This is a genomic window from Rhodococcus sp. W8901, assembly GCF_013348805.1.
Lineage (GTDB): Bacteria > Actinomycetota > Actinomycetes > Mycobacteriales > Mycobacteriaceae > Prescottella.
In genome coordinates, this window is record NZ_CP054690.1 from 3,049,540 (window position 1) to 3,069,823 (window position 20,284).

Genomic DNA, 20,284 nt, shown 5'->3' on the forward strand with positions numbered 1-20,284 from the left:
AGAGAGGACTCCGGTGCCCGAGGCACCCATACACACACCCCCCGACGCACCCCCCGTGGCAACCTCCCCGGGCTCGAATGCCGAGTCCGCCGGTGTCGAAGGTTCCTCCGAAACCTCGGAGGGGTCCTCTACCGAGCCGGGAGACAAACCCGGCGGCCCCGAACTACTCGGCGGGCGGTGCTGACGTGAACATCGCACTGACTGCCCTCAGCCTGGTCGGCTTCGTAGCCTTGACCGCAGGCACCGCCATCTTCGTGGCGGCGGAATTCTCCCTCACCGCGCTCGAGCGCAGCACCGTCGACGCCCACGCACGCGACGGTGACCGACGCGCCCGACAGGTCCAGCACGCGCACCGCACGCTGTCGTTCCAGCTGTCCGGCGCCCAGCTCGGCATCACGATCACGACACTGATCACCGGTTACCTCGCCGAACCGGTGCTGGCCCGGTTCATCACCCCGATCCTCGATGCGATCGGGCTGTCCGCGTCGACGGCGAGCGGAATCTCGCTGGCGCTGGCCCTGATCATCGCGACGTCGTTCTCGATGATCTTCGGTGAGCTGGTCCCGAAGAACCTGGCCATCTCCAGGCCGCTGCCCACCGCCCGCGCCACCGCCGGCCTGCAGGCCGGCTTCTCGCTGATCTTCAAGTGGGCGATCAACGGCCTCAACGGCACCGCCAACTGGGTGGTCCGACGCCTCGGCATCGAACCCGCCGAGGAACTGCGCTCGGCACGGTCCCCGCAGGAACTCGGATCTCTCGTCCGCACATCCGCCGAACGCGGATCGCTGGACGCCGGCACCGCGCTGCTGGTGAACCGCTCGCTGCGGTTCGGCGAGCTCAGCGCCGAGGAGCTGATGACACCGCGTGTGAAGATCGAGTCCCTCGACACCGACGCCACCGTCGTCGACCTCATCGACGCCGCCTCGCGCACCGGGTTCTCCCGGTTCCCGATCGTGGACGGCGATCTCGACAACACCATGGGCGTCGTGCACATCAAGCACGCGTTCACCGTCCCGGCGGCGCGCCGCGGCATGACACGACTCGACAGCCTCGCGCAGGCCGTGCCCGTCGTCCCGTCCTCGCTCGACGGCGACTCGGTGATGGAACAGATCCGGGCCGACGGCATGCAGGTCGCACTCGTCGTCGACGAGTACGGCGGCACCGCCGGCATCGTGACCATGGAGGACCTCATCGAGGAGATCCTCGGCGACGTCCGCGACGAGCACGACGAGCCCGAGATCGACGTCCAGCGCGTGGGTCACAGCTGGTCCTGCTCGGGACTGCTGCGCACCGACGAGATCACCCGGGCCACCGGGTACACCGCCCCCGAGGGCGAGTACGACACCCTCGGCGGCCTGGTGCTGACCTGTCTGGGCCGGATCCCGGTCGAGGGCGACGAGGTACCGCTGCCCGATTCGCACGGCAATCCGATCGGCCCCGACGGCCGCGGCTGGATCGCCCGGGTACTGACGATGGACGGCCGACGGATCGACCGGGTGCTCCTCACGCCGGTCCCCGCCATCGGCGCGACGCGAGAGGAGAACGACCGTGGGTGACCTGTTCGGTGTTCTGCTCACCGTCGTCCTGCTCGCCGGCAACGCGTTCTTCGTCGGTGCCGAGTTCGCACTCATCACCGCCCGCCGCGACCGCCTCGAGGCCCTGCACGCGCAGGGCAAGAAGCGGGCCCGCACGGTCATCTCGGCGGGCGAGAACCTGTCGCTGATGCTCGCGGGCGCGCAGCTGGGCATCACGATCTGCTCGATCCTGCTCGGTAAGGTCGGCGAGCCGGCCATCGCGCACCTGATCGAGGCCCCGATGGACGCCCTCGGTGTCCCGGACGGACTGCTGCACCCGATCGCGTTCACGATCGCGTTGGCGCTGGTCGTGGTCCTGCACATCCTGCTCGGCGAGATGGTCCCGAAGAACATCGCGATCGCCGGACCGGAGAAGACAGCGATGCTGCTGGTGCCGATCCACCTCGGGTTCATCAAACTGGTGCGCCCGCTGATCGGCTTTTACAACATCAGCGCCAACGGCATCCTCAGGATGCTGCGCGTCGAGCCCAAGGACGAGCTCGACGCCACCGTCTCCGCGATCGAACTGTCGGAGATGATCGGCGAATCCCACACGGAGGGCCTGATCGACGAGGAGGAGCACAGGCGTCTGACGCAGGCGCTCGAGACGGAGGGCCGCACGGTCGCCGACGTCATGATCCCGTCCGACAAGGTCCGCACGGTGCCGCTGTCCAGCGACGGCACCACCCTCGGTTCCGTCGAGGAGGCGGTCATCGAGACCGGTTACTCGCGGTACCCGGTGCGGGACGCCGACGGCTCACTGGTCGGCTACCTGCACCTCAAGGACGTGCTCGACCGGGTCGCCGACGAATCGGTCGGACCGGAGACGGTGATCCCGCGCTCCGACATCCGACGCCTGCCCCGCATCTCGGTGACCCTGCCGCTCGACGACGCTCTTGCCGGGCTGCGCCGCGCCAGCTCACACCTCGGGGCCGTGGTCGACGCGTCCGGCAGCGTGATCGGTATCGTCGCGCTCGAGGATCTGGTCGAGGAGTTCGTCGGCACCGTGCGCGACGGCACGCACCGGATCGACGACGTGATTCCCGGTCAGAAGGCGGTCTGAGAGTTGTGAGTTCGGCAGTTCTGCCGGAAGAGGTGTGGACTGCCCGACGAGACCGCCACCGCGAGACGGTGGCGGATCTCGTCGGGCCGCACCTGCAACGTCGTGCGGCCGGCGTGAGTCACCCGGTGCACGATTTTCTGTTCACGTACTACAGCGTGCGCCCGAATCAGCTGCGCCGCTGGCATCCCGGTTTCGGTGCCGCCCTCGCCGGTGACGCCGCGGCGGACTACCTGGAGTACGCCGGGTACACGGCCACCGAGCGGGGCGTGACCGTCTCCCCCGACGTCCTCGAACACCGACGCGCGACCGTCGAGTACGTCGCCGCGCTGCTGTCCGCGACCGCGCAGCGACGCCCGCACCTGAGCTGCTTCGGCCTGCACGAGTGGGCGATGGTCTACCACGGCGGCGACGAGGCGGTACGCCACTCGCAGGTCCCGCTGCGGCTCGGGCACGCCGGCACCGACGAGGTGGTCGAGTCGATGAGTCTGCGCTGCACCCACTTCGACGCGTTCCGCTTCTTCACCGCCGACGCCGCACCCCGCAACGAGGTGCCGCTGAGCCGGGACGAGCAGGTCGCGCGCGAGCAGCCGGGCTGCCTGCACGCCGGGATGGACCTGTACAAGTGGGCGACCAAGCTCGGATCGCTCGTCGAATCCGAGTTGGTCATCGACTGTTTCCGTCTGGCAACGGACGCGCGGGAACTCGACATGAAGGCCAGCCCCTACGACCTCGCCGACTACGGCTACGAGCCCGTCCGCATCGAGACCCCGCAGGGCCGCGCCGACTACGTCCGCGAGCAGGTGGCGCTCTCGGAGCGTGCGGCGCAGTTGCGCGGGCGACTGCTCGGGCGATGCCGGACGCTGCTGACCGACCACGCGGCCGAGACGATCCTCGCCGATTAGCTATCCGCCCGTAACCACTAAATTGTTCGACGGTCTGGGGGGACATTTCGAGCACATCTCGCGCGTCTACCGCAGCCTTGCGGCGCCCGCCCGGGACGCCGATGCACACCATCGCCGCGTCCCACGCGGCACCGAATTCAGGGGGAATTCTCATGGCTCGCCATGCTGCGAAGCAAAACCGTTGGGCGCGACGCGCCGTCGTCGCCGGCGCGCTGCCGGTCGCGATCGTCGCCGCCTCGGCCGGCACCGCGCACGCACAGGACACCGGATCCGCGAACATCCCGGCCCTGCCCGAGATGCCGCAGATCGAGGTTCCGCCGCTGTACAACCCATACGACCTGAACGCGCGACCGTTCAATGTTCTGCAGCTCGGGTACGCACCCACGCCCCAGCAGCGCGTCGCGGACTACACCGACACCGGCCAGTTCCTGGGAGCTACCGCCGGCCACGTGATGGGGGGTTCGTTGATCGGCGTGCCCGTCGGGGCCATCGCCGCCGCCGTTGTCGCAGCGGGTGGTCCCGCGTCCTGGCCGGTAACGCTGGGGCCCGCTGTCGCCGCGACAGCTGCAGCAACGCTGATCGGAGGGTTCGCCGGCGGTTCCGTGGGGGCCGACCTCGGCGCCAACGCCGCTACGGATCTTGCCAACCAGCACAACGCCGAAGGCCGCACCGGATCGCTGTAGCAGTCGAGCCGTCGCGCCCCGCGCGCGAATCGGCGTCCCGCGCGCACCGTTGCGCGCGCACCGTTGCGCGCGCACGGCGCCGATTCGCGCGCGGCGCCGGCGGTCAGGGCACGCGGTAGGTCCACTCCGGGTTCGCGAACTTGTTCTCGACCAGTTCCCTCGCGGCGGCCAGTTCGGCGTCGGTGTACGAACTGGTGTGGGTGTCGTAACGGGCGCGGAAGTGCGTGAGGAACGCGGCGATGATGTCGTCGCGATCCATGCCGGTCTGTGAGCGCATCGGGTCGACCCGCTTGCCGGAGCTGGTGATGCCCTTGTCGGAGATCTTCTCGCGGCCGATGCGCAGCACCTCGGTCATCTTGTCGGCGTCGATGTCGTAGGCCATCGTCACGTGGTGCAGCACCGCACCGGCGGCGAAGCGTTTCTGCGCGGCCCCGGCGATCTTGCCCTTGTCGGAGGCGATGTCGTTGAGCGGCACGTAGCGGGCGTTGATACCGACGTCGGCGAGCGCACCCATCACCCACTGGTCGAGGAACTCGTACGAACGCTCGAAGCTCAGCCCGTCGACCAGCGAGGTCGGCACCGCCAGCGAGTAGGTGATGCAGTTGCCGGGCTCCATGAACATCGCGCCGCCGCCGGAGATTCGCCGGACCACGCCGATGCCGTGCCGGGCAGCGGCCTCCTCGTCGACCTCGTTGCGCACCGACTGGAACGACCCCAGCACCACCAGCGGCGAGTCCCAGTCCCAGAACCGCAGCGTCGGGCGGCGCTCCCCGGCCGCCACCTCGCGGGTGATCACCTCGTCGAGGGCGACGTGCATCGCCGGATCCAGCACGACGGGTTCGATGACGTCGAAGGTGTGGTCGTGCCAGCTGGTCGCGTGGCCGAGAGCGCGTCGGATCGCGATGCCCACCGACTCCGGAGTGAAGCCGATCATCGCGACGTCGTCACCCAGCGCCCCTGAGATCGCCTGACCCAACTGCGCGGAATCGGCAGCGACGGGCATGCCGGTGACCGCGGCGGTGATGTCGTCGAGCGCCTCGTCCGGTTCGAGAAAGAAGTCGCCGGACAACGACACCCGCGACAGGCGCCCGTCCTCCACCTCGACGTCGACCACCACGAGCTTGCCACCGGGAACCTTGTATTCACCACGCACGCCGGAAAGCGTATCGGTGAGTGCGACAGCGCAGTGGCGCGGAGGCCGGACACCCCTACTGTGTGATCGACGGGCTGTGTGATCGACGGGCGGGGCGCCGAGCCCACGGGACGAGAGGATTTCGATGACCGACGCGACGAATCAGGAGGCGGCCGTCGAGCTGCAGGCGACGATGTTCGACCTGCTCGGTCGCATCGCGGTGCTCGAGCGCGACGTGTTCCGCACCGTCGGCCAGGGTGGCCCCGAGTTCGAGGCCACGCACCGGGCCGTCGTCGACTTCGCCGAGTTCACGCTGCGCCCCTGGCATCGGGCCGCCGAGGAGGCGCTGTACCCTGCGGCCGCGCCGGTCGTCCGGGCGCAACTGCTGGTCGAGGGTCTGCTCGGCGAGTGGCAGACGGTCGAGCAGGCGTACTCGCGGCTGTCGTGTGTGAGCACCGACCAGGTCCGCGTCGCCGCCGACATCAGCGCTCTGCGGGTGTTGCTGGTGGTGATGCTGGGCAAGTGCATGGATCTGCTGGTGCCGGCGCTCGCCGAGGACGGTATTCCGCTCACAGACGCGGCGGAGCGGCTCGCCGCGGCAGCGGCCGCGACCGCCAAGCAGGGATAGAACGACGAAGGCCCGCAGCGTCACACGCTGCGGGCCTTCACCTTGGGGCATCTACTTCCGGGCGAGCGGGCTGTAGAACACCAGGCCGTTGCCGTTGTTGTCGTAGACCACCGCGCGCCGCTCGTGGGCGTCGTCGTACGGGCCCTTCACGATGGCCCCGCCGCCTTCCTCGATCGCCTTCGCCGCGGCGTCGACGTCGGCGGTCTTGATGCCGACGACGACCTTCCCGGGGATCGGGTGGTCGACGGCGGTCGCGAGCGCGATCGTCACCGATCCGCCGTCGAGGGCCGCGAAGTGCGCGCCGTCCCGGAACTTCAGCGTCATCCCGAGGGTCTCGGTGTAGAACTTGACGGCCTCGTCCAGGTTCTCGGTCGAGAGCATGATCATCTTGGCGTCGTAGTCGCTCACTTGTACCTCCTGTACTTGATCAACTTCGCTCCACACGAAACGGCAGGAACGCCGCCGCGTCAACAGCAGCGCCGCTCATCGCATGTGCCGGACCGCTCGTCGAGGCGTCACCCGGCAACGCCCCGGGCCACCGCGCGATGATCGTGACCGGCCAGTATCATCTGTGCACGATCGGCCAACTCGCCTTTCATGATCGAGTCTGCATCCGGACGCGCACCGTTCGTCCCACCGCAGTCGGCGCCCACCTCACGCGCCTCAGCTCTCCAGCTGTATTCGTCGATGCCGTCCCGGCAGCCGCACCGGACTGATCTCCTCCGGAAGCTACCGCCGGGTAACATTGTTGTCGTCCCGTTCGGCGTCCCTGCTGTGGATGCTGCTGGTGGTACCGGAAAAAGTGAGGCAGTTCAATGACTGAACGCGTGCAGGTCGGTGGTCTTCAGGTCGCCAAGGTTCTCTACGACTTCGTGAATGATGAGGCTCTTCCCGGCACCGGCGTGTCCGCCGAGACGTTCTGGGAGGGCGCGGGCAAGGTCTTCGCCGACCTGGCGCCGAAGAACAAGGCACTGCTCGCCAAGCGTGACGATCTGCAGGCACAGATCGACGCGTGGCACCGCGAGCGCGCCGGCAAGCCGCAGAGCGCCGCCGAGTACAAGGCGTTCCTCCAGGAGATCGGCTACCTGCTGCCCGAGCCTGCGCCGTTCCAGGTCGCGACCGAGAACGTCGATGCGGAGATCGCCACCACCGCCGGCCCGCAGCTGGTGGTTCCCGTGCTCAACGCCCGCTTCGCGCTCAATGCGTCCAACGCCCGCTGGGGCTCGCTGTACGACGCGCTGTACGGCACCGACGCGATCTCCGAAGAGGGCGGTGCCGAGAAGGCGCCCGGAGGAAAGCCCGGCTACAACAAGGTTCGCGGCGACAAGGTCATCGCGTGGGCCCGCAACTTCCTCGACACCGCCGCGCCGCTGGCCAAGGGTTCGCACGCCGAGGCCACCCGCTACTTCGTGGTCGACGACAAGCTGGCGGTCGAGCTGGGCGGTGAGGTCATCACCGGGCTCGCGCAGCCCGAGAAGTTCGTCGGATTGCTCGGCGACAAGGACTCCCCGACGTCGGTGCTGCTGCGCAACAACGGCCTGCACGTCGAGATCGAGATCGACCCGACCTCCCCGATCGGCCAGACCGACGGCGCCGGCGTCAAGGATGTCGTGCTCGAGTCCGCGATCACCACGATCATGGACTTCGAGGACTCCGTCGCGGCCGTCGACGCCGACGACAAGGTGGTCGGCTACCGGAACTGGCTGGGACTCAACCGCGGCGACCTGTCCGAGTCGTTCGACAAGGGCGGCAAGACCGTCACCCGCACGCTCAACGGTGACCGCACCTACACCACCCCGGACGGCGGCGAGCTCGCGCTACACGGCCGCTCGCTGCTGTTCGTGCGCAACGTCGGTCACCTGATGACCAACCCGGCGATCCTCGACGCCGACGGCAACGAGCTGCCCGAGGGCATCCTCGACGCGCTGATCACCGGCGCGTGCGCGGTCCACGGCCTGAGCATCGACGAGGACCACGGTCCGCTGAACAACTCCCGCACCGGCTCGATCTACATCGTCAAGCCCAAGCAGCACGGCCCCGAAGAGGTCGCGTTCACCACCGAGCTGTTCGGCCGCGTCGAAGAGGTTCTGGGCCTGCCCACCAACACGCTCAAGGTCGGCATCATGGACGAGGAGCGGCGCACCACCGTCAACCTCGCGGCCTGCATCAAGGAAGCGGACCAGCGGGTGGTGTTCATCAACACCGGCTTCCTCGACCGCACCGGCGACGAGATCCACACCTCGATGGAGGCCGGTGCCATGGTGCGCAAGGCCGACATGAAGAAGCAGACGTGGATCACCGCGTACGAGGACTGGAACGTCGACACCGGACTGGCCACGGGTCTGCAGGGCAAGGCGCAGATCGGTAAGGGCATGTGGGCCATGACCGACCTGATGGCCGACATGCTCGAGCAGAAGATCGGCCACCCGAAGGCCGGCGCCAACACCGCATGGGTGCCCTCGCCTACCGGCGCGACCCTCCACGCGACGCACTACCACCAGGTGGACGTGTTCGCGGTCCAGGATCAGCTCAAGGGCAAGCCCCGCGCGACCGTCGACGAGATCCTCACCATCCCGCTCGCGCCCAGCACTGACTGGTCCGAGGCCGAGAAGCAGCAGGAACTCGACAACAACTGCCAGTCGATCCTCGGCTACGTGGTGCGCTGGATCGACGCGGGCGTCGGCTGCTCCAAGGTGCCGGACATCCACGACGTCGCACTCATGGAGGACCGCGCGACGCTGCGTATCTCGAGTCAGCTGCTCGCCAACTGGCTCCGCCACGGCATCGTCACCGAGGCCGACATCGTCGCGAGCCTCGAGCGGATGGCGCCGGTCGTCGACCGGCAGAACGAGGGCGACGCGTCGTACCGTCCGATGGCCCCGAACTTCGATTCCTGCATCGCCTTCCAGGCGGCGAAGGAACTGATCCTCGAGGGTGGCAAGCAGCCCAGTGGCTACACCGAGCCGATCCTGCATCGCCGTCGCCGCGAGTACAAGGCCGCCAACGCCTGATCGCGACCTGAGTCCGCATGCGGCCCCGGCACCGTCACAGGTGTCGGGGCCGCGTGCGTCAGGATGTCCGTATTCGCAACTAGACTGCGTTCGTCAGGGCCGGTCAGGAGCCGGTCCTTCGGTTGTGAAGCGAGGCGGTTGAACACGTGGGGCAACATCGCAGTGACCGACGCGCACGCGGCGTCAGCAAGGGCCCGGTCATCGCAGTGGTGTCGGTGATCCTCCTGGTTCTCGCCGTCGTCGGCTGGTTCCAACTGCGGGACCGCACCAGCAATGAGGGAACGACGGCGGCGGGTGCGTGTGTCGAGGGCGACGCCACCCTGGAGGTGGCCTCATCGCCGGACATCGCCGACCAGATCCGCGAACTCGCGGCCCGCTACACCGCCACCGATCCGGTGGTCCGGGACCACTGCGTGTCGGTGTCGGTGACCGCACACGACTCCGCCGCCGTCGCCGACGCCCTCGGCGGCGCCCCCAGGGGGCCGTGGAACGGCGATCTCGGGCCGGCGCCGGCGCTGTGGATCCCGTCGAGCAGCCAGTCGGTCAACCGCGTGGCAGCCACCGGCGGTGTGGTCGACGGACAGCCCAAGTCGCTCGCCACCAGCCCGGTGGTGCTCGCCGCCTCGAGGGAACTGGCTCTGGCGTTCACCGCGGCGGGCACCGGGTGGCAGAACCTGCCCGCACTGCAGTCCGGCAAGGACACGCTGGACGGGCTCGGGCTACCCGGTTGGGGCTCACTGAAACTCACGCTGCCCGCGGGCTCCCCCACCGATCAGGCGCTCGACGCCGTCGCCGCGTCCACCGCCGATGTCGGCGCGGGTCCGCTCGACGAGACGCAGGCCGCCTCGCCGCAGGTGACCGCCGCGATCGCGGCCCTCGCGAACGGCAGCAAGGCCATCGACGGGGCGCCGACATCGACCGCGGACGCGACCTCGGCGCTGGCAGCCCAGCCGGAACCGGCGAAGGGCACCTTCCACGCAGTGCCCTCGACCGAGCAGCAGATCCGCGCCCTCGGTAAGAAGGCGTCCGGGCTGGTCGCCTTCGCGCCCGCCGGTGCGACGCCGGTCGCCGATCATCCCGCCGCGATCCTGGCGACGCCGTGGGTCGACGAGACCCTCGGCCGCGCCGCCGCCCAGTTCGTGGACTTCCTCCGTCAGCCCGAGCAGGTCCGGACTCTCGTCGATGCCGGATTCCGGGTCGGCGACGACATCCCGGCCGCAACGGATCAGGCGCCGATGCCCCCGATCGGACAGGTGCTCGCACCGGCCACCGGCCCCGCCCAGCAACACCTGCTGCAGACGTTCGCGAATCCCGCCGTCCCGCAGGCCACCACGATCCTGCTCGACGTCTCCGGCTCGATGGGCTACGACGACGGCACCGGCACCCGCCTGAGCAACACCGTCGACGCAGTGTCCCGACAGATCGCGAGCCTGCCCGACTCGTCCGACATCGGCCTGTGGGTGTACAGCCGCGGGCTCGACGGCAACAAGCCGTACCTGGTGAAGGTGTCCACCGGGCCGCTGTCCGAGGGCACGCGACGGCAACAGCTGGACAGTGCGCTGCAGTCGCTGCGCCCCGCGACCGCGACGTCGACGTACGCGTCGGTGATCGCCGCCCACAAGAGCGCCGTCTCCGGGTTCGTCGCCGACCGCCCCAACTCGGTCCTGCTGATCACTGACGGACCCAACGACGACACGTCCACCACCAAGCAGCAACTCACCCGCGAGCTCACCGGTTCCGCACAACCGGTCCGGGTCGACGTCATCTCGATCGCCGAGAACAGCGACCAGGCGACCCTGCAGGCGATGGCCGAACAGACCGGTGGAACCTTCACCGCGGTGCCGTCGACACAGGGTCCCGAACTCGGTGCCGCGCTCGGACAGATGCTGTCGTAGACCATGGTCCGCATCGCCGTATTCGGCGTCTTCCTGGCGCTGGTGAGCTGGTGGGTGCACCGACGTCTCGTCCGCGCGACCGGGCTGACCGGTCGCGCGGCACGCGCCGTCGACATCGCCCTGATCACCCTGTGGGTGCTGGCGCTGATCGGTCTCGGCAGCGGCGAGGTCTTCGACCCGACGTGGGCCCGGATCCCCGGCTTCGTCGGCTGGGTGTGGCTCGCGGCGCTGCTGTACCTGGTGCTCGGGTTGGTCCTGGTCGCCGCCGGATCGGGCATTGCCCGCCTGGCGGGTCGACCGCAACCCACCGACCCATCGAGGCGCCGCGTGTTGCGCGGTGCGACGGCCGCGGTTGCGGTGGCCGCCGTCGGGGCCGCCGGCTACGGCGTCGCCGAGGCCCGCACACCGGGCATCGAGCGCGTGCGGGTGCCGCTGCGGCGCCTGCCGAGCCAGTTCGCCGGCATGCGGATCGCGCTCGTGACGGACCTGCATGTCGGCCCGGCTCGCGGCGTCGGGTTCACCCGCAAGGTCGTCGAACTGGTCAACGCGCAGAAACCCGAGCTGATCCTGCTCGGCGGCGACCTGGTCGACGGCACGGTCGCGAAGGTGGGACCGGACCTCGAGCCGTTGCGCGACCTGCGCGCGCCGCTCGGCGTGTACGGCGTCAGCGGCAACCACGAGTTCTACGCCGGCGACGGTGGCCGATGGCTGGACCTGTGGGACCGGCTCGGCATCCGCACGCTCCGCAACGAGCGCGTCGAGATCGCGCGCGGCGGCGCGGTGATCGACCTCGCAGGCATCCACGACCGCACCTCCCCCACCCCGTACGAACCGGACCTGCCCGCGGCACTGGCCGGCCGGGATCCGGAACGCTTCGTGATGCTGCTGGCGCACCAGCCGAAGCAGGCGATCGAGGCGTCGGAACTGGGCGTGAACCTGCAGTTGTCGGGCCACACGCACGGCGGACAGATGTGGCCGCTCGGCTACCTCGTCCCCCTGCAGCAGCCGTCGGTGACCGGACTCGATCGGATCGGCGACACCGTCCTCTACACGTCCCGCGGGGCGGGTGCGTGGGGGCCGCCCGTTCGGGTCGGCGCCCCGCCGGAGATCACGATCCTCGAGTTGGCCAGCCGCCCGGCAGGGTGAGTGTGGGGTGTGCCCCCGTCGTCTCGGCTGCTCGAAACCGAGGTGTCGGTGGGGTGAGATTGTTGCATGGCAGGCCCTGGAATTCTGGATTTCTCAGGGGTTCCGTCGCATACCGATTTCCGTACGCCGACACCGGTCCGGATTCCGGCGATTGCCGGACTACAGCGACGGGCAGAGAATCCGACGCGCCTGATCCCAGAACGGGAACAGCTCCGGACTGGTCGCCTCCGGGCGGTCGACCCGCACCCGGTCGAGGTATTCCAGGAACGTCCGCCCCGGAACGCCGGCGGTAATGCATGCTTCGAGGCCGCGTTGTGCCGCCTCCTGGGCGCCCAACCCCCTACCCCACGGGCCGAGGTCGCTCGTCACGTAGGCACCGAGGCCTTCTCCCCACCGGTCGTAGGCATGCTGAAGCTCGAAGTCGCACCCATCGGGAAGCAACTCGGCGCAGGTCACGGTACGCCCGCGGACCGTGAACGCGCTGTTCTCCACCGGTCGCGCACCGTCCTCCCCTGCGACATCGGACAGCGCCCGGAACGACGCGACTCCTACCCCGAACAGTGCCGCGACGACGAGTACCGCCACCAGAATCCGCGACATGCCGCCCCTCCCGTTGCTGCGCATCCCGGCCGGACTACGGCCGCTGGGCGAGCGTCAGCCTGATCCGATGCCGTGACGTGATCCGTCCCTGCTCGTCGCGCCAGCCGTCGACCCGCGCGAGCGCGGCGTCACGAACCCGATCGAGGTCATCGGCCGGAATCGAGTCCCACAGTTGTCGCTGCCCGTGCGAGCGAGTCCACGCGTACCACTGCTCCGTGTCGTCGAAGAACAGATCGAGATCGAAAGCGACGGTGCGCGGATGGACCAGGCCGGCGGTTCGCATCAATCCCTCGACGGCGCCGTCGCTGCCGAAGGGCCCGTTCGGATCCCGCGGATCGAGACGGAAGAAGGCGCGATCCCGGTAGGGCCCGAACAGATCCTCCATCTGCTCCCAGCGCCGATCCCACGCCCCGAACGTCGATACGCCCACGGTTCCGTGCGGCACCAGGAGCGATCGCCACGCGGTCAGGGCCGCCGCGGGGTCCGGCAGGAAGAAGATCATGAACGACGCCGTGATCGCGTCGAACGCGCCCCGCGGAAGCGTCGGCGCCGTCGCATCCATCACCTGGACACTCACGTTCGTCAGCCCCCGGGCACGCGCCTCGTGAGCGGTGGCCGCGATCATCTTGGGCGACACGTCGATGCCGACCACTTCCCCACCGGGGCCCACAGCCTCCGCGAGTCGGAACAGGACGGCGCCGCGTCCGCATCCGATGTCCAGCACGCGCGCACCCGCGCGTGGGTCGACCTCCGCTATCAGTCGTTCCGCGATCGGCCCGAAGAAAGGCACCCCCACGTTGTCGTAGCTGTCGACTACGAGGTCGAACAACTCCGCTAGTCGCGCAGCCCGTATCTCGTCCGGCACTTCGACCATCCATCGATCATCTGCCCGCCCACTCGGGCCGGTCAACGACGTTTCGGTATCGGAACGCCCCGTCGGGCTCTGCGAGTGCGCGACGGGACCGAATTGTCAGGTGCGACGAGGGCCCGTCCGCTCCCCCTCCTCCCGCCGATGTAGACGAACCCGCGAATTCGGGATTCTCCATAGTTCCGTTCTGCACGGACATCCGCCCGGGTCGATCCGGCCCGAGCGCCGAATCGGCGAGGCCCCCCGGTCGTTCCAGGGAACGACCGGGGGCCTCGCCCGGTGTCGGATTCAGTCAGCTCAGCTGCTGTACGCCTCGATCGGCGGGCACGAGCATACGAGGTTCCGGTCCCCGTGCGCGCCGTCGATTCGACGCACGGACGGCCACACCTTGGGCCGGCCCGTGCCGAGCGGGTAGACGGCGATCTCCCGCGAGTACGGGTGATTCCACTCGGAAACGAGGCATTCGGCGGTGTGCGGGGCGCCGCGCAGCGGGTTGTCCTCGACGGGCCACTCCCCTGCCCCGACCCGGTCGATCTCGCGCCGGATCGCGATCATCGCCTCACAGAACTGGTCGATTTCGTCGAGGTTCTCGCTCTCGGTGGGCTCCACCATCAGCGTCCCCGCCACCGGGAAGCTCATGGTCGGCGCGTGGAAGCCGTAGTCGGCCAGACGCTTCGCCACATCGTCGACCGTCACGCCGGTCTCCTTGGTGAGCGGACGCAGGTCGAGGATGCACTCGTGCGCGACCATCCCGTTCTCACCGGTGTAGAGGACCGGGAAGTACTCGTCGAGACGACGGGCGATGTAGTTGGCCGAGGCGATCGCGGTGAGCGACGCACGGCGCAGGCCCTGGGCACCCATCATCTTGATGTAGGTCCAGGTGATCGGCAGGATCGACGCGCTACCGTAGGGCGCCGCCGAAACCGGCCCCGAGCCACCCAGTTCGGGGGCCATCGGATGCCCGGGCAGGAACGGCGCGAGGTGCGAGCGGACACCGATCGGGCCGACGCCCGGGCCACCGCCGCCGTGCGGGATGCAGAACGTCTTGTGCAGGTTCAGGTGGCTGACATCGCCGCCGAAGCGTCCCGGCCGCGCGAGCCCGACGAGCGCGTTCAGGTTCGCACCGTCGACGTACACCTGGCCGCCGGCGTCGTGGACGGCCGCGCAGATCTCACCGATCTCGTGCTCGTACACGCCGTGCGTCGACGGGTAGGTGATCATGATCGCGGCGAGACGCTCGGCATGATCGGCGATCTTGGCCCGCAGGTCGTCCAGATCGACGTCACCGTTCTCGCGGCACGCGACGACCTCGACGCGCATCCCGACCATCACCGCGGACGCCGCGTTGGTGCCGTGGGCACTGGACGGGATCAGGCAGGTGTCGCGGTGATCGTCGCCGCGGCTGAGGTGGTAGTTGCGGATGGCCAGCAGGCCCGCGTACTCGCCCTGGCTGCCGGCGTTGGGCTGCAGGCTCACCGCGTCGTAGCCGGTGATGGCGACCAGCCAGTTCTGCAGGTCCTCGATGACCTTCATCATCCCGGGCGCGTCCTCGGCCGCGAACGGATGCAGCTTCGAGAAGCCGGGCCACGTGATGGGTTCCATCTCGGCGGTCGCGTTGAGCTTCATGGTGCACGAACCCAGCGGGATCATGCTGCGGTCGAGCGCGATGTCCTTGTCCGACAGCGCCCGCAGGTAACGCAGCATGGCGGTCTCGGTGCGGTACTTGGTGAACGACTCGTGCTGCAGGTACGGGGTGGTCCGGTCACCGAACGGCACGGGGACGTTGTCGATGTCGGTGCCCGCCGGCAGGCCGAACGCTGCCAGCACGGACTGAACGTGGGCCTCCGTGGTCGCCTCGTCGCACGCAACGCCGACGTGGTCTCCGTCGACGAGACGCAGGTTCACGCCCCACGCCTTGGCGTTCGCGACCACTTCCTCGGCGCGACCGGGCACTCGGGCCAGGACGGTGTCGAAGAACTGCTCGTGGACCACCTCGACGCCGGCAGCGCGCAGGCCCGCGGCGAGGAACTCGGCACGCTGATGGACGCGCTGCGCGATAGCCTTCAGGCCCTCGGCCCCGTGGTAGCTGGCGTACATTGCCGCGACGATCGCGAGCAGCACCTGCGCGGTGCAGATGTTGCTCGTAGCCTTCTCGCGACGGATGTGCTGTTCGCGTGTCTGCAGCGCCAGGCGGTACGCCTTGTTGTCGTCGGCGTCGACCGAGATGCCGACCAGGCGGCCCGGGAGCTGACGGGCGTGCTTGGTGTGCACGGCGAGGTACCCGGCATGCGGGCCACCGAAGCCCATCGGGACACCGAACCGCTGCGTGGTGCCGAAACAGGCGTCGGCCCCCTGCTCACCCGGCGGGGTCAGCAGCGTCATCGCCAGCAGATCAGCGCCGACCGCGACCAGCGCACCGCGCTCGTGGGCCTCCGCGATCATCGCGGCGTGGTCGACGACCCGGCCCGACGCGCCCGGAAGCTGCGCGAGGACGCCGAAGAACTCACCGTCCGGCAGCCCCTGCGTCAGGTCCGCCTCGACGATCTCGATGCCGAGCGGCTCGGCGCGGGTGATCACCACGGCACGCGTCTGCGGGAACAGGTCGGTGTCGAGGACGAAGCGCGGCGACTTGCTCCGCGACGCACGACGCAGCAGCGTCATCGCCTCGGCCGCGGCGGTGCCCTCGTCGAGCATCGACGAGTTGGCGATTTGCATGCCGGTCAGATCGCCGACCATGGTCTGGAAGTTGAGCAGCGCCTCGAGTCGGCCCTGGCTGATCTCGGGCTGATACGGCGTGTACGCCGTGTACCAGGCGGGGTTCTCGAGGATGTTGCGCACCAGCACCGGCGGGGTGAGCGTGTCGTAGTAGCCGAGCCCGATCATGGACACGGCCGTCGTGTTCTTCGCCGCCAGTGCGGACAGTGCGGCGAGCGCGTCGTGCTCCGTCAGCGGGGCGTCGAGCGCCTCGAGACCCGCAGCGACACCGCCGGAGGTCGGGTCGAGGATGCTGGCCGGCACCGCGCGAGTGGCGAGTTCGTCGAGCGAACCCACACCGACTACCTCGAGAATGCGGCCCAATTCGGCCGAATCCGGGCCGACGTGGCGGTCGGCGAACGAATGGCTACGAGCGTCGATCAAGTGAACTCCCAGGCGGTTCGACAGGTGCAGGATGCGCTCCACGAATGGAACGGTCCTCCCCCTCTGTCGCCTGCTCGGGAGACCCGAGCGCCTGAGAGATTCAGCTGCCGCCGCATCCACCGGATGTGCGCGCCTTTCCCCGTGGGCGGGTGGGTACTCCCACCGCTTTCCAGAGGCGTCGGAGCCCGCACGGTCCTGGGTGCCTGAGAGATTGACGGGGAGGTATTGCTCCTTCGGCGTCCGAGCAGCAGCTACAGCTGCGCCCGGAACTCTCCCGCACGACGGCGACGCACCGTCAGTCTATGCCACGACCTGGCACCTGGACGAAAGCCCAGAACAGGCTAGCCGGTCTTGCGGTCGCCGCGACTCTTGCGCCGCGAGGCGAGCTCGTCCTCGGGGGCCTGGGCGGCCTCGCCGCCGTCGGCGCGTTCGGCCGGGAAATCGGCGATCGTTCCGGTGAGCTCGCGCATTGCGCCGCTCACCGCGATGCCGAAGACGCCCTGACCGCCCTGCAGGAGATCGACGACCTCCTCGGCGGACGTGCACTCGTACACGGTGGTGCCGTCGGAGAACAGGGTGATGCGGGCGAGGTCCCGCACACCCCGCCGACGTAAGTGGTCGACCGCCACGCGGATGTTCTGCAGCGAGATCCCGGTGTCCAGGAGACGCTTGACGATCTTCAGGACGAGGATGTCCTTGAACGAGTACAGGCGCTGGCTGCCGGATCCCGCGGCGCCGCGGATCGACGGGACAACCAGGTTGGTGCGTGCCCAGTAGTCGAGCTGGCGGTAGGTGATGCCGGCGATCTGGCACGCGATCGGCACGCGGTATCCGACGAGGTCGTCGGGGACGGAATCGTCGGGGAACAACCCGGGCTGCACGTCCTCGTCGACGTTCAACGCACCGATGGTCGCCTCGTCGGTGAGGTTCAACTGGTGCTCCTGCGGCCGATCTCCCACGGACTACTCCCTCTCGCGTGTTCAGCAGCGGCTGACAGGCGCGGAGCCTCGACGATTCCCCGCTACCTGCACATCGCTCACTCGTGACATCGAGTAAACCCGAACGGTGGATCCACTCAGGGTACGCCCCGCGCATACCGCGCGGCGGTCGTTCACAGCACGTGACGGTATGGCCTCGACGAACGGAGGTCAATGCAACACGCCCAAAACCCTCAACCTAAAGTTGAGGCTTAGATCGTCAGCCGTCGGTCGCCTTGAAATCGTCCGGCGACACGGACTCGAGGAATTCCTTGAACTTCTCCACCTCGTCCTCGCGCTCGTCGGGCATCACCAGACCCGCCTCCGCGAGAACCGCCTCGTCCACATAGATCGGAACACCGATCCGCAGCGCGATCGCCACCGAGTCCGACGGACGGGCCGATACCCGGACGTCGCCCTCGAACACGAGGTCGGCGTAGAACGTCCCGGCCTGCAGGTCGACGATCCGCACTTCACGCAGGGTGTGACCGAAGGCCTCGAGAAGATCCTTGATGAGGTCGTGCGTGAGCGGGCGTGCGGGTTCTACCCCCTGCTGCTCCAACGCAATCGCTGTGGCCTCGGTCTGCCCGATCCAGATCGGCAGGTACCTGTCGCCGTTGCTTTCACGCAGAAGCAACACCGGCTGGTTCTGCGGCTGTTCGACACGGATTCCGATCACACGCATCTCACTCATCGCGTCCTCCACCTCGTACCGGTGACCGGGTCCACCTCGAACGGCGAACAAGCCCCGTTTGACGTACTGCCCCGATTCTATTCGAACCCGCTGCGGCCGTCAGCGATCGAGAGCCCCGCGCACCGCCGCCTTCACCAGGCAGGTGTGCAGCGTCAGGGACAGCGCCGCGAGTTCACGCACCATCTCCTCGGCTCGGTCGCGCGCACCCGCATCGCGACCCTTCGCCACCGGCCCGGCGATCTGCGCGACCAGGCCTGCCTCGCGGTCGGCGGCCAGTTTGAACGCCCGCAGGTGCCGGACCTCGAGACCGAACTCCGACATCGCCTTCGCGGTCCGTGACAGCGTCACGGCGTCCTCGTCGAAGAATCCGGCGGCGCCGGGCACGACGAGGCCGCTACGAAGCAGGTCACCCAGGAATCGTTCGTCGATACCCGACCGTGCGATCAGGTCGTCCCGGCTGATCCGCACCTCACGATCGGCACGGAACTCCTCGGGCGACACCTCACCGGGTGCCACCGCGAGGGTGCGCGGCCGCCGAGGCAGCGAATCCACCGCGCCGACGGTCGCGACACCGCTGTCGATCGCCTCCAGCTGTTCCTTGATCACCTTGAGCGGCAGGTACTGATCCCGCTGCGCGGTGAGCACGAACCTCAGTCGCTCACAATCGGCGATCGAGAATCGCCGATACCCGGACGGCGTCCGCTCCGGACTGATCAGCCCCTCTGCCTCGAGGAATCGGATCTTGGAGATCGTCACGTCCGGAAAATCCGGGCGCAGTCGATCGAGCACCGTGCCGATCGACATGCCAGTGGCGGCCTCCTGCCGGACGGCTGTCATTGGTTGCCCGCACCAGCCGCGGATTCGCCGATCTGCGGGCCGCCGGCGTTGCCGCCGCGCGGGCCGGTCAGGAACACGAGGCGGAACTTGCCGATCTGCACCTCGTCGCCGTTCGCCAGGACAGCGGAGTCCACCGGCTCACGGTTCACGTACGTACCGTTCAGGCTGCCCACGTCGACCACCTGGAACTCGTCGTCGTCCTGACGGAACTCCGCGTGCCGGCGGCTCACCGTGACATCGTCGAGGAAGATGTCACTGTCAGGGTGGCGCCCCGCGGACGTCGTCGGCTGGTCGAGCAGGAAGCGCGAGCCCGCGTTCGGGCCCCTCTTGACGACGAGCAGCGCGGAACCGGCGGGCAGCCCCTCGACTCCGGAGACCGGAGCCTCAGCCGTCTGCGAGGACGAGCTGTCCATCTCGTTGAGAAAATCCGCACGGAAAACCGATGTGGTCTCGGCCGGCGTCTCTCCGTAAACCGCATCGTTGCCGTTCTCGCTCACCGTTTCTCCTCCTCAATCCGTTTACCCGGGAACGTTTTCTGTGTCCCCGGGGTCACGCGGTACCACTCGGCCTCGACGAATCTCGGCCACCATCACATTCCGATGCGAATCTGCGCACCGACAGGCATCTCGCTCACCTCGACCGTACCCTGACAGTGGCGGTGCGTGTAGGTGGACAGGCCGGGCGAAGACCCGCGAAATCCGGCGAAATCCTCCGGGAATCAGCTGCCGGAAACCGCGAGGTACGCCTCGGCGTCCAACGTCGCGGCGAGTACCTCGTCCAATCCGGCCTCGTCCTGGACCTCGAGGTCCACCAGCCAGCCGTTTCCGTACGGGTCGGAGTTGACCAGCTCGGGGCTGCCGTCCAGATCGGCATTGACTGCAACAACTTTCGCCGTCAACGGCGCAAAGATGTCCGAAACGCTCTTCGTCGACTCGACCTCGCCGAAGGAATCACCCACGGTCACGTCCTCGCCCTCCGCCGGCAACTGCACGAACACGACATCGCCGAGCTGCGACTGTGCGAAGTCGGTGATACCCACACGCACCGTCGTCGGACCCGTGCGCCGCACCCATTCGTGCTCTGCTGTGTAGCGCAGATCGGCGGGGGTAGCGAGCTCACTCACGGTGGCTTCCTTT

Annotated in this window: 18 protein-coding genes and 1 riboswitch; of the genes, 8 read left to right on the forward strand and 10 right to left on the reverse strand. The window is 68.6% G+C overall.

The annotated features are described in order from the left end of the window. Positions 1–185: 185 nt before the first annotated feature. The 4 genes from HUN07_RS14355 to HUN07_RS14370 all read left to right on the forward strand — a co-directional run bounded on the left by HUN07_RS14355 (position 186) and on the right by HUN07_RS14370 (position 4,222). Complete coding sequence (locus HUN07_RS14355; RefSeq protein WP_114723529.1) at positions 186–1,556, forward strand: hemolysin family protein; 1,371 nt, start codon at positions 186–188, stop codon at positions 1,554–1,556. After that, positions 1,549–2,637: a hemolysin family protein gene (locus tag HUN07_RS14360; RefSeq protein WP_174910450.1), complete on the forward strand. Its 1,089-nt coding sequence runs from the start codon at positions 1,549–1,551 to the stop codon at positions 2,635–2,637. The genes HUN07_RS14355 and HUN07_RS14360 overlap by 8 nt, the downstream gene beginning before the upstream one ends. Positions 2,638–2,642: 5 nt before the next feature. Then, on the forward strand, positions 2,643–3,539 hold the full coding sequence (locus HUN07_RS14365; protein WP_174910452.1) for a 3-methyladenine DNA glycosylase: 897 nt from the start codon (positions 2,643–2,645) through the stop codon (positions 3,537–3,539). Positions 3,540–3,691: 152 nt separating this feature from the next. Next, positions 3,692–4,222 (forward strand): hypothetical protein, encoded by a 531-nt coding sequence (locus HUN07_RS14370; protein WP_174910454.1) that lies wholly within the window; start codon positions 3,692–3,694, stop codon positions 4,220–4,222. 103 nt (positions 4,223–4,325) lie between these two features. Here HUN07_RS14370 and HUN07_RS14375 read toward each other — a convergent pair whose 3' ends face one another. Next, on the reverse strand, positions 4,326–5,375 hold the full coding sequence (locus tag HUN07_RS14375; RefSeq protein WP_114723525.1) for a lipoate--protein ligase family protein: 1,050 nt from the start codon (positions 5,373–5,375) through the stop codon (positions 4,326–4,328). A gap of 124 nt (positions 5,376–5,499) precedes the next feature. Between HUN07_RS14375 and HUN07_RS14380 the strand changes: the two genes are divergently transcribed. After that, positions 5,500–5,982 carry a hypothetical protein gene (locus tag HUN07_RS14380; RefSeq protein ID WP_174910455.1) on the forward strand — a complete coding sequence of 161 codons (483 nt, stop codon included), beginning with the start codon at positions 5,500–5,502 and terminating at the stop codon, positions 5,980–5,982. Positions 5,983–6,033: 51 nt separating this feature from the next. Here HUN07_RS14380 and HUN07_RS14385 read toward each other — a convergent pair whose 3' ends face one another. After that, positions 6,034–6,390 (reverse strand): VOC family protein, encoded by a 357-nt coding sequence (locus HUN07_RS14385; protein WP_114723523.1) that lies wholly within the window; start codon positions 6,388–6,390, stop codon positions 6,034–6,036. A gap of 407 nt (positions 6,391–6,797) precedes the next feature. Between HUN07_RS14385 and HUN07_RS14390 the strand changes: the two genes are divergently transcribed. From HUN07_RS14390 to HUN07_RS14400, 3 genes are all read left to right on the forward strand, one after another. After that, entirely contained in the window at positions 6,798–8,993 is a 2,196-nt protein-coding gene (locus HUN07_RS14390; RefSeq protein WP_174910457.1) for a malate synthase G, read from the forward strand. Between the two features lie 146 nt (positions 8,994–9,139). Then, the gene (locus HUN07_RS14395) at positions 9,140–10,888 is read left to right on the forward strand and encodes a substrate-binding domain-containing protein (protein ID WP_174910459.1); all 1,749 of its coding nucleotides are present in this window, start codon (positions 9,140–9,142) and stop codon (positions 10,886–10,888) included. Between the two features lie 3 nt (positions 10,889–10,891). Then, positions 10,892–12,034, forward strand: a complete 1,143-nt coding sequence (locus tag HUN07_RS14400; protein WP_174910461.1) for a metallophosphoesterase — start codon at positions 10,892–10,894, stop codon at positions 12,032–12,034. A 159-nt stretch (positions 12,035–12,193) separates the two neighbouring features. Here HUN07_RS14400 and HUN07_RS14405 read toward each other — a convergent pair whose 3' ends face one another. From HUN07_RS14405 to gcvH, 8 genes are all read right to left on the reverse strand, one after another. Then, a complete protein-coding gene (locus HUN07_RS14405) occupies positions 12,194–12,634 on the reverse strand; it encodes a hypothetical protein (protein ID WP_174910463.1) in 441 nt (146 codons plus the stop codon). Between the two features lie 34 nt (positions 12,635–12,668). Continuing rightward, complete coding sequence (locus HUN07_RS14410; protein ID WP_174910465.1) at positions 12,669–13,508, reverse strand: class I SAM-dependent methyltransferase; 840 nt, start codon at positions 13,506–13,508, stop codon at positions 12,669–12,671. 291 nt (positions 13,509–13,799) lie between these two features. Then, a complete protein-coding gene (gcvP, locus tag HUN07_RS14415) occupies positions 13,800–16,640 on the reverse strand; it encodes an aminomethyl-transferring glycine dehydrogenase (protein WP_174914729.1) in 2,841 nt (946 codons plus the stop codon). 180 nt (positions 16,641–16,820) lie between these two features. Beyond that, a riboswitch (glycine riboswitch) is annotated at positions 16,821–16,927 on the reverse strand. Positions 16,928–16,981: 54 nt separating this feature from the next. After that, positions 16,982–17,599, reverse strand: a complete 618-nt coding sequence (locus HUN07_RS14420) for a MerR family transcriptional regulator (RefSeq protein WP_114723517.1) — start codon at positions 17,597–17,599, stop codon at positions 16,982–16,984. A 238-nt stretch (positions 17,600–17,837) separates the two neighbouring features. Then, positions 17,838–18,311: a bifunctional nuclease family protein gene (locus tag HUN07_RS14425; protein WP_114723591.1), complete on the reverse strand. Its 474-nt coding sequence runs from the start codon at positions 18,309–18,311 to the stop codon at positions 17,838–17,840. A 99-nt stretch (positions 18,312–18,410) separates the two neighbouring features. After that, on the reverse strand, positions 18,411–19,148 hold the full coding sequence (gene ftsR / locus HUN07_RS14430; RefSeq protein WP_114723516.1) for a transcriptional regulator FtsR: 738 nt from the start codon (positions 19,146–19,148) through the stop codon (positions 18,411–18,413). Then, positions 19,145–19,645, reverse strand: coding sequence for an oxoglutarate dehydrogenase inhibitor Odhl (gene odhI / locus HUN07_RS14435; protein WP_174910467.1), 501 nt, complete (start codon positions 19,643–19,645; stop codon positions 19,145–19,147). The genes ftsR and odhI overlap by 4 nt, the downstream gene beginning before the upstream one ends. A 221-nt stretch (positions 19,646–19,866) precedes the next feature. Beyond that, positions 19,867–20,271 (reverse strand): glycine cleavage system protein GcvH, encoded by a 405-nt coding sequence (gene gcvH, locus HUN07_RS14440; protein ID WP_174910469.1) that lies wholly within the window; start codon positions 20,269–20,271, stop codon positions 19,867–19,869. Positions 20,272–20,284: the final 13 nt, after the last annotated feature.

What these genes read in the sequence shown, in the direction of transcription:
- HUN07_RS14370 (WP_174910454.1), top strand. Translation starts at nt 3,692, where the DNA reads ATGGCTCGCCATGCTGCGAAGCAAAACCGTTGGGCGCGACGCGCCGTC.
- HUN07_RS14380 (WP_174910455.1), top strand. Translation starts at nt 5,500, where the DNA reads ATGACCGACGCGACGAATCAGGAGGCGGCCGTCGAGCTGCAGGCGACG.
- HUN07_RS14390 (WP_174910457.1), top strand. Translation starts at nt 6,798, where the DNA reads ATGACTGAACGCGTGCAGGTCGGTGGTCTTCAGGTCGCCAAGGTTCTC.
- HUN07_RS14400 (WP_174910461.1), top strand. Translation starts at nt 10,892, where the DNA reads ATGGTCCGCATCGCCGTATTCGGCGTCTTCCTGGCGCTGGTGAGCTGG.
- HUN07_RS14405 (WP_174910463.1), bottom strand. Translation starts at nt 12,634, where the DNA reads ATGTCGCGGATTCTGGTGGCGGTACTCGTCGTCGCGGCACTGTTCGGG.
- HUN07_RS14410 (WP_174910465.1), bottom strand. Translation starts at nt 13,508, where the DNA reads ATGGTCGAAGTGCCGGACGAGATACGGGCTGCGCGACTAGCGGAGTTG.
- HUN07_RS14425 (WP_114723591.1), bottom strand. Translation starts at nt 18,311, where the DNA reads ATGAGTGAGATGCGTGTGATCGGAATCCGTGTCGAACAGCCGCAGAAC.
- ftsR (WP_114723516.1), bottom strand. Translation starts at nt 19,148, where the DNA reads ATGACAGCCGTCCGGCAGGAGGCCGCCACTGGCATGTCGATCGGCACG.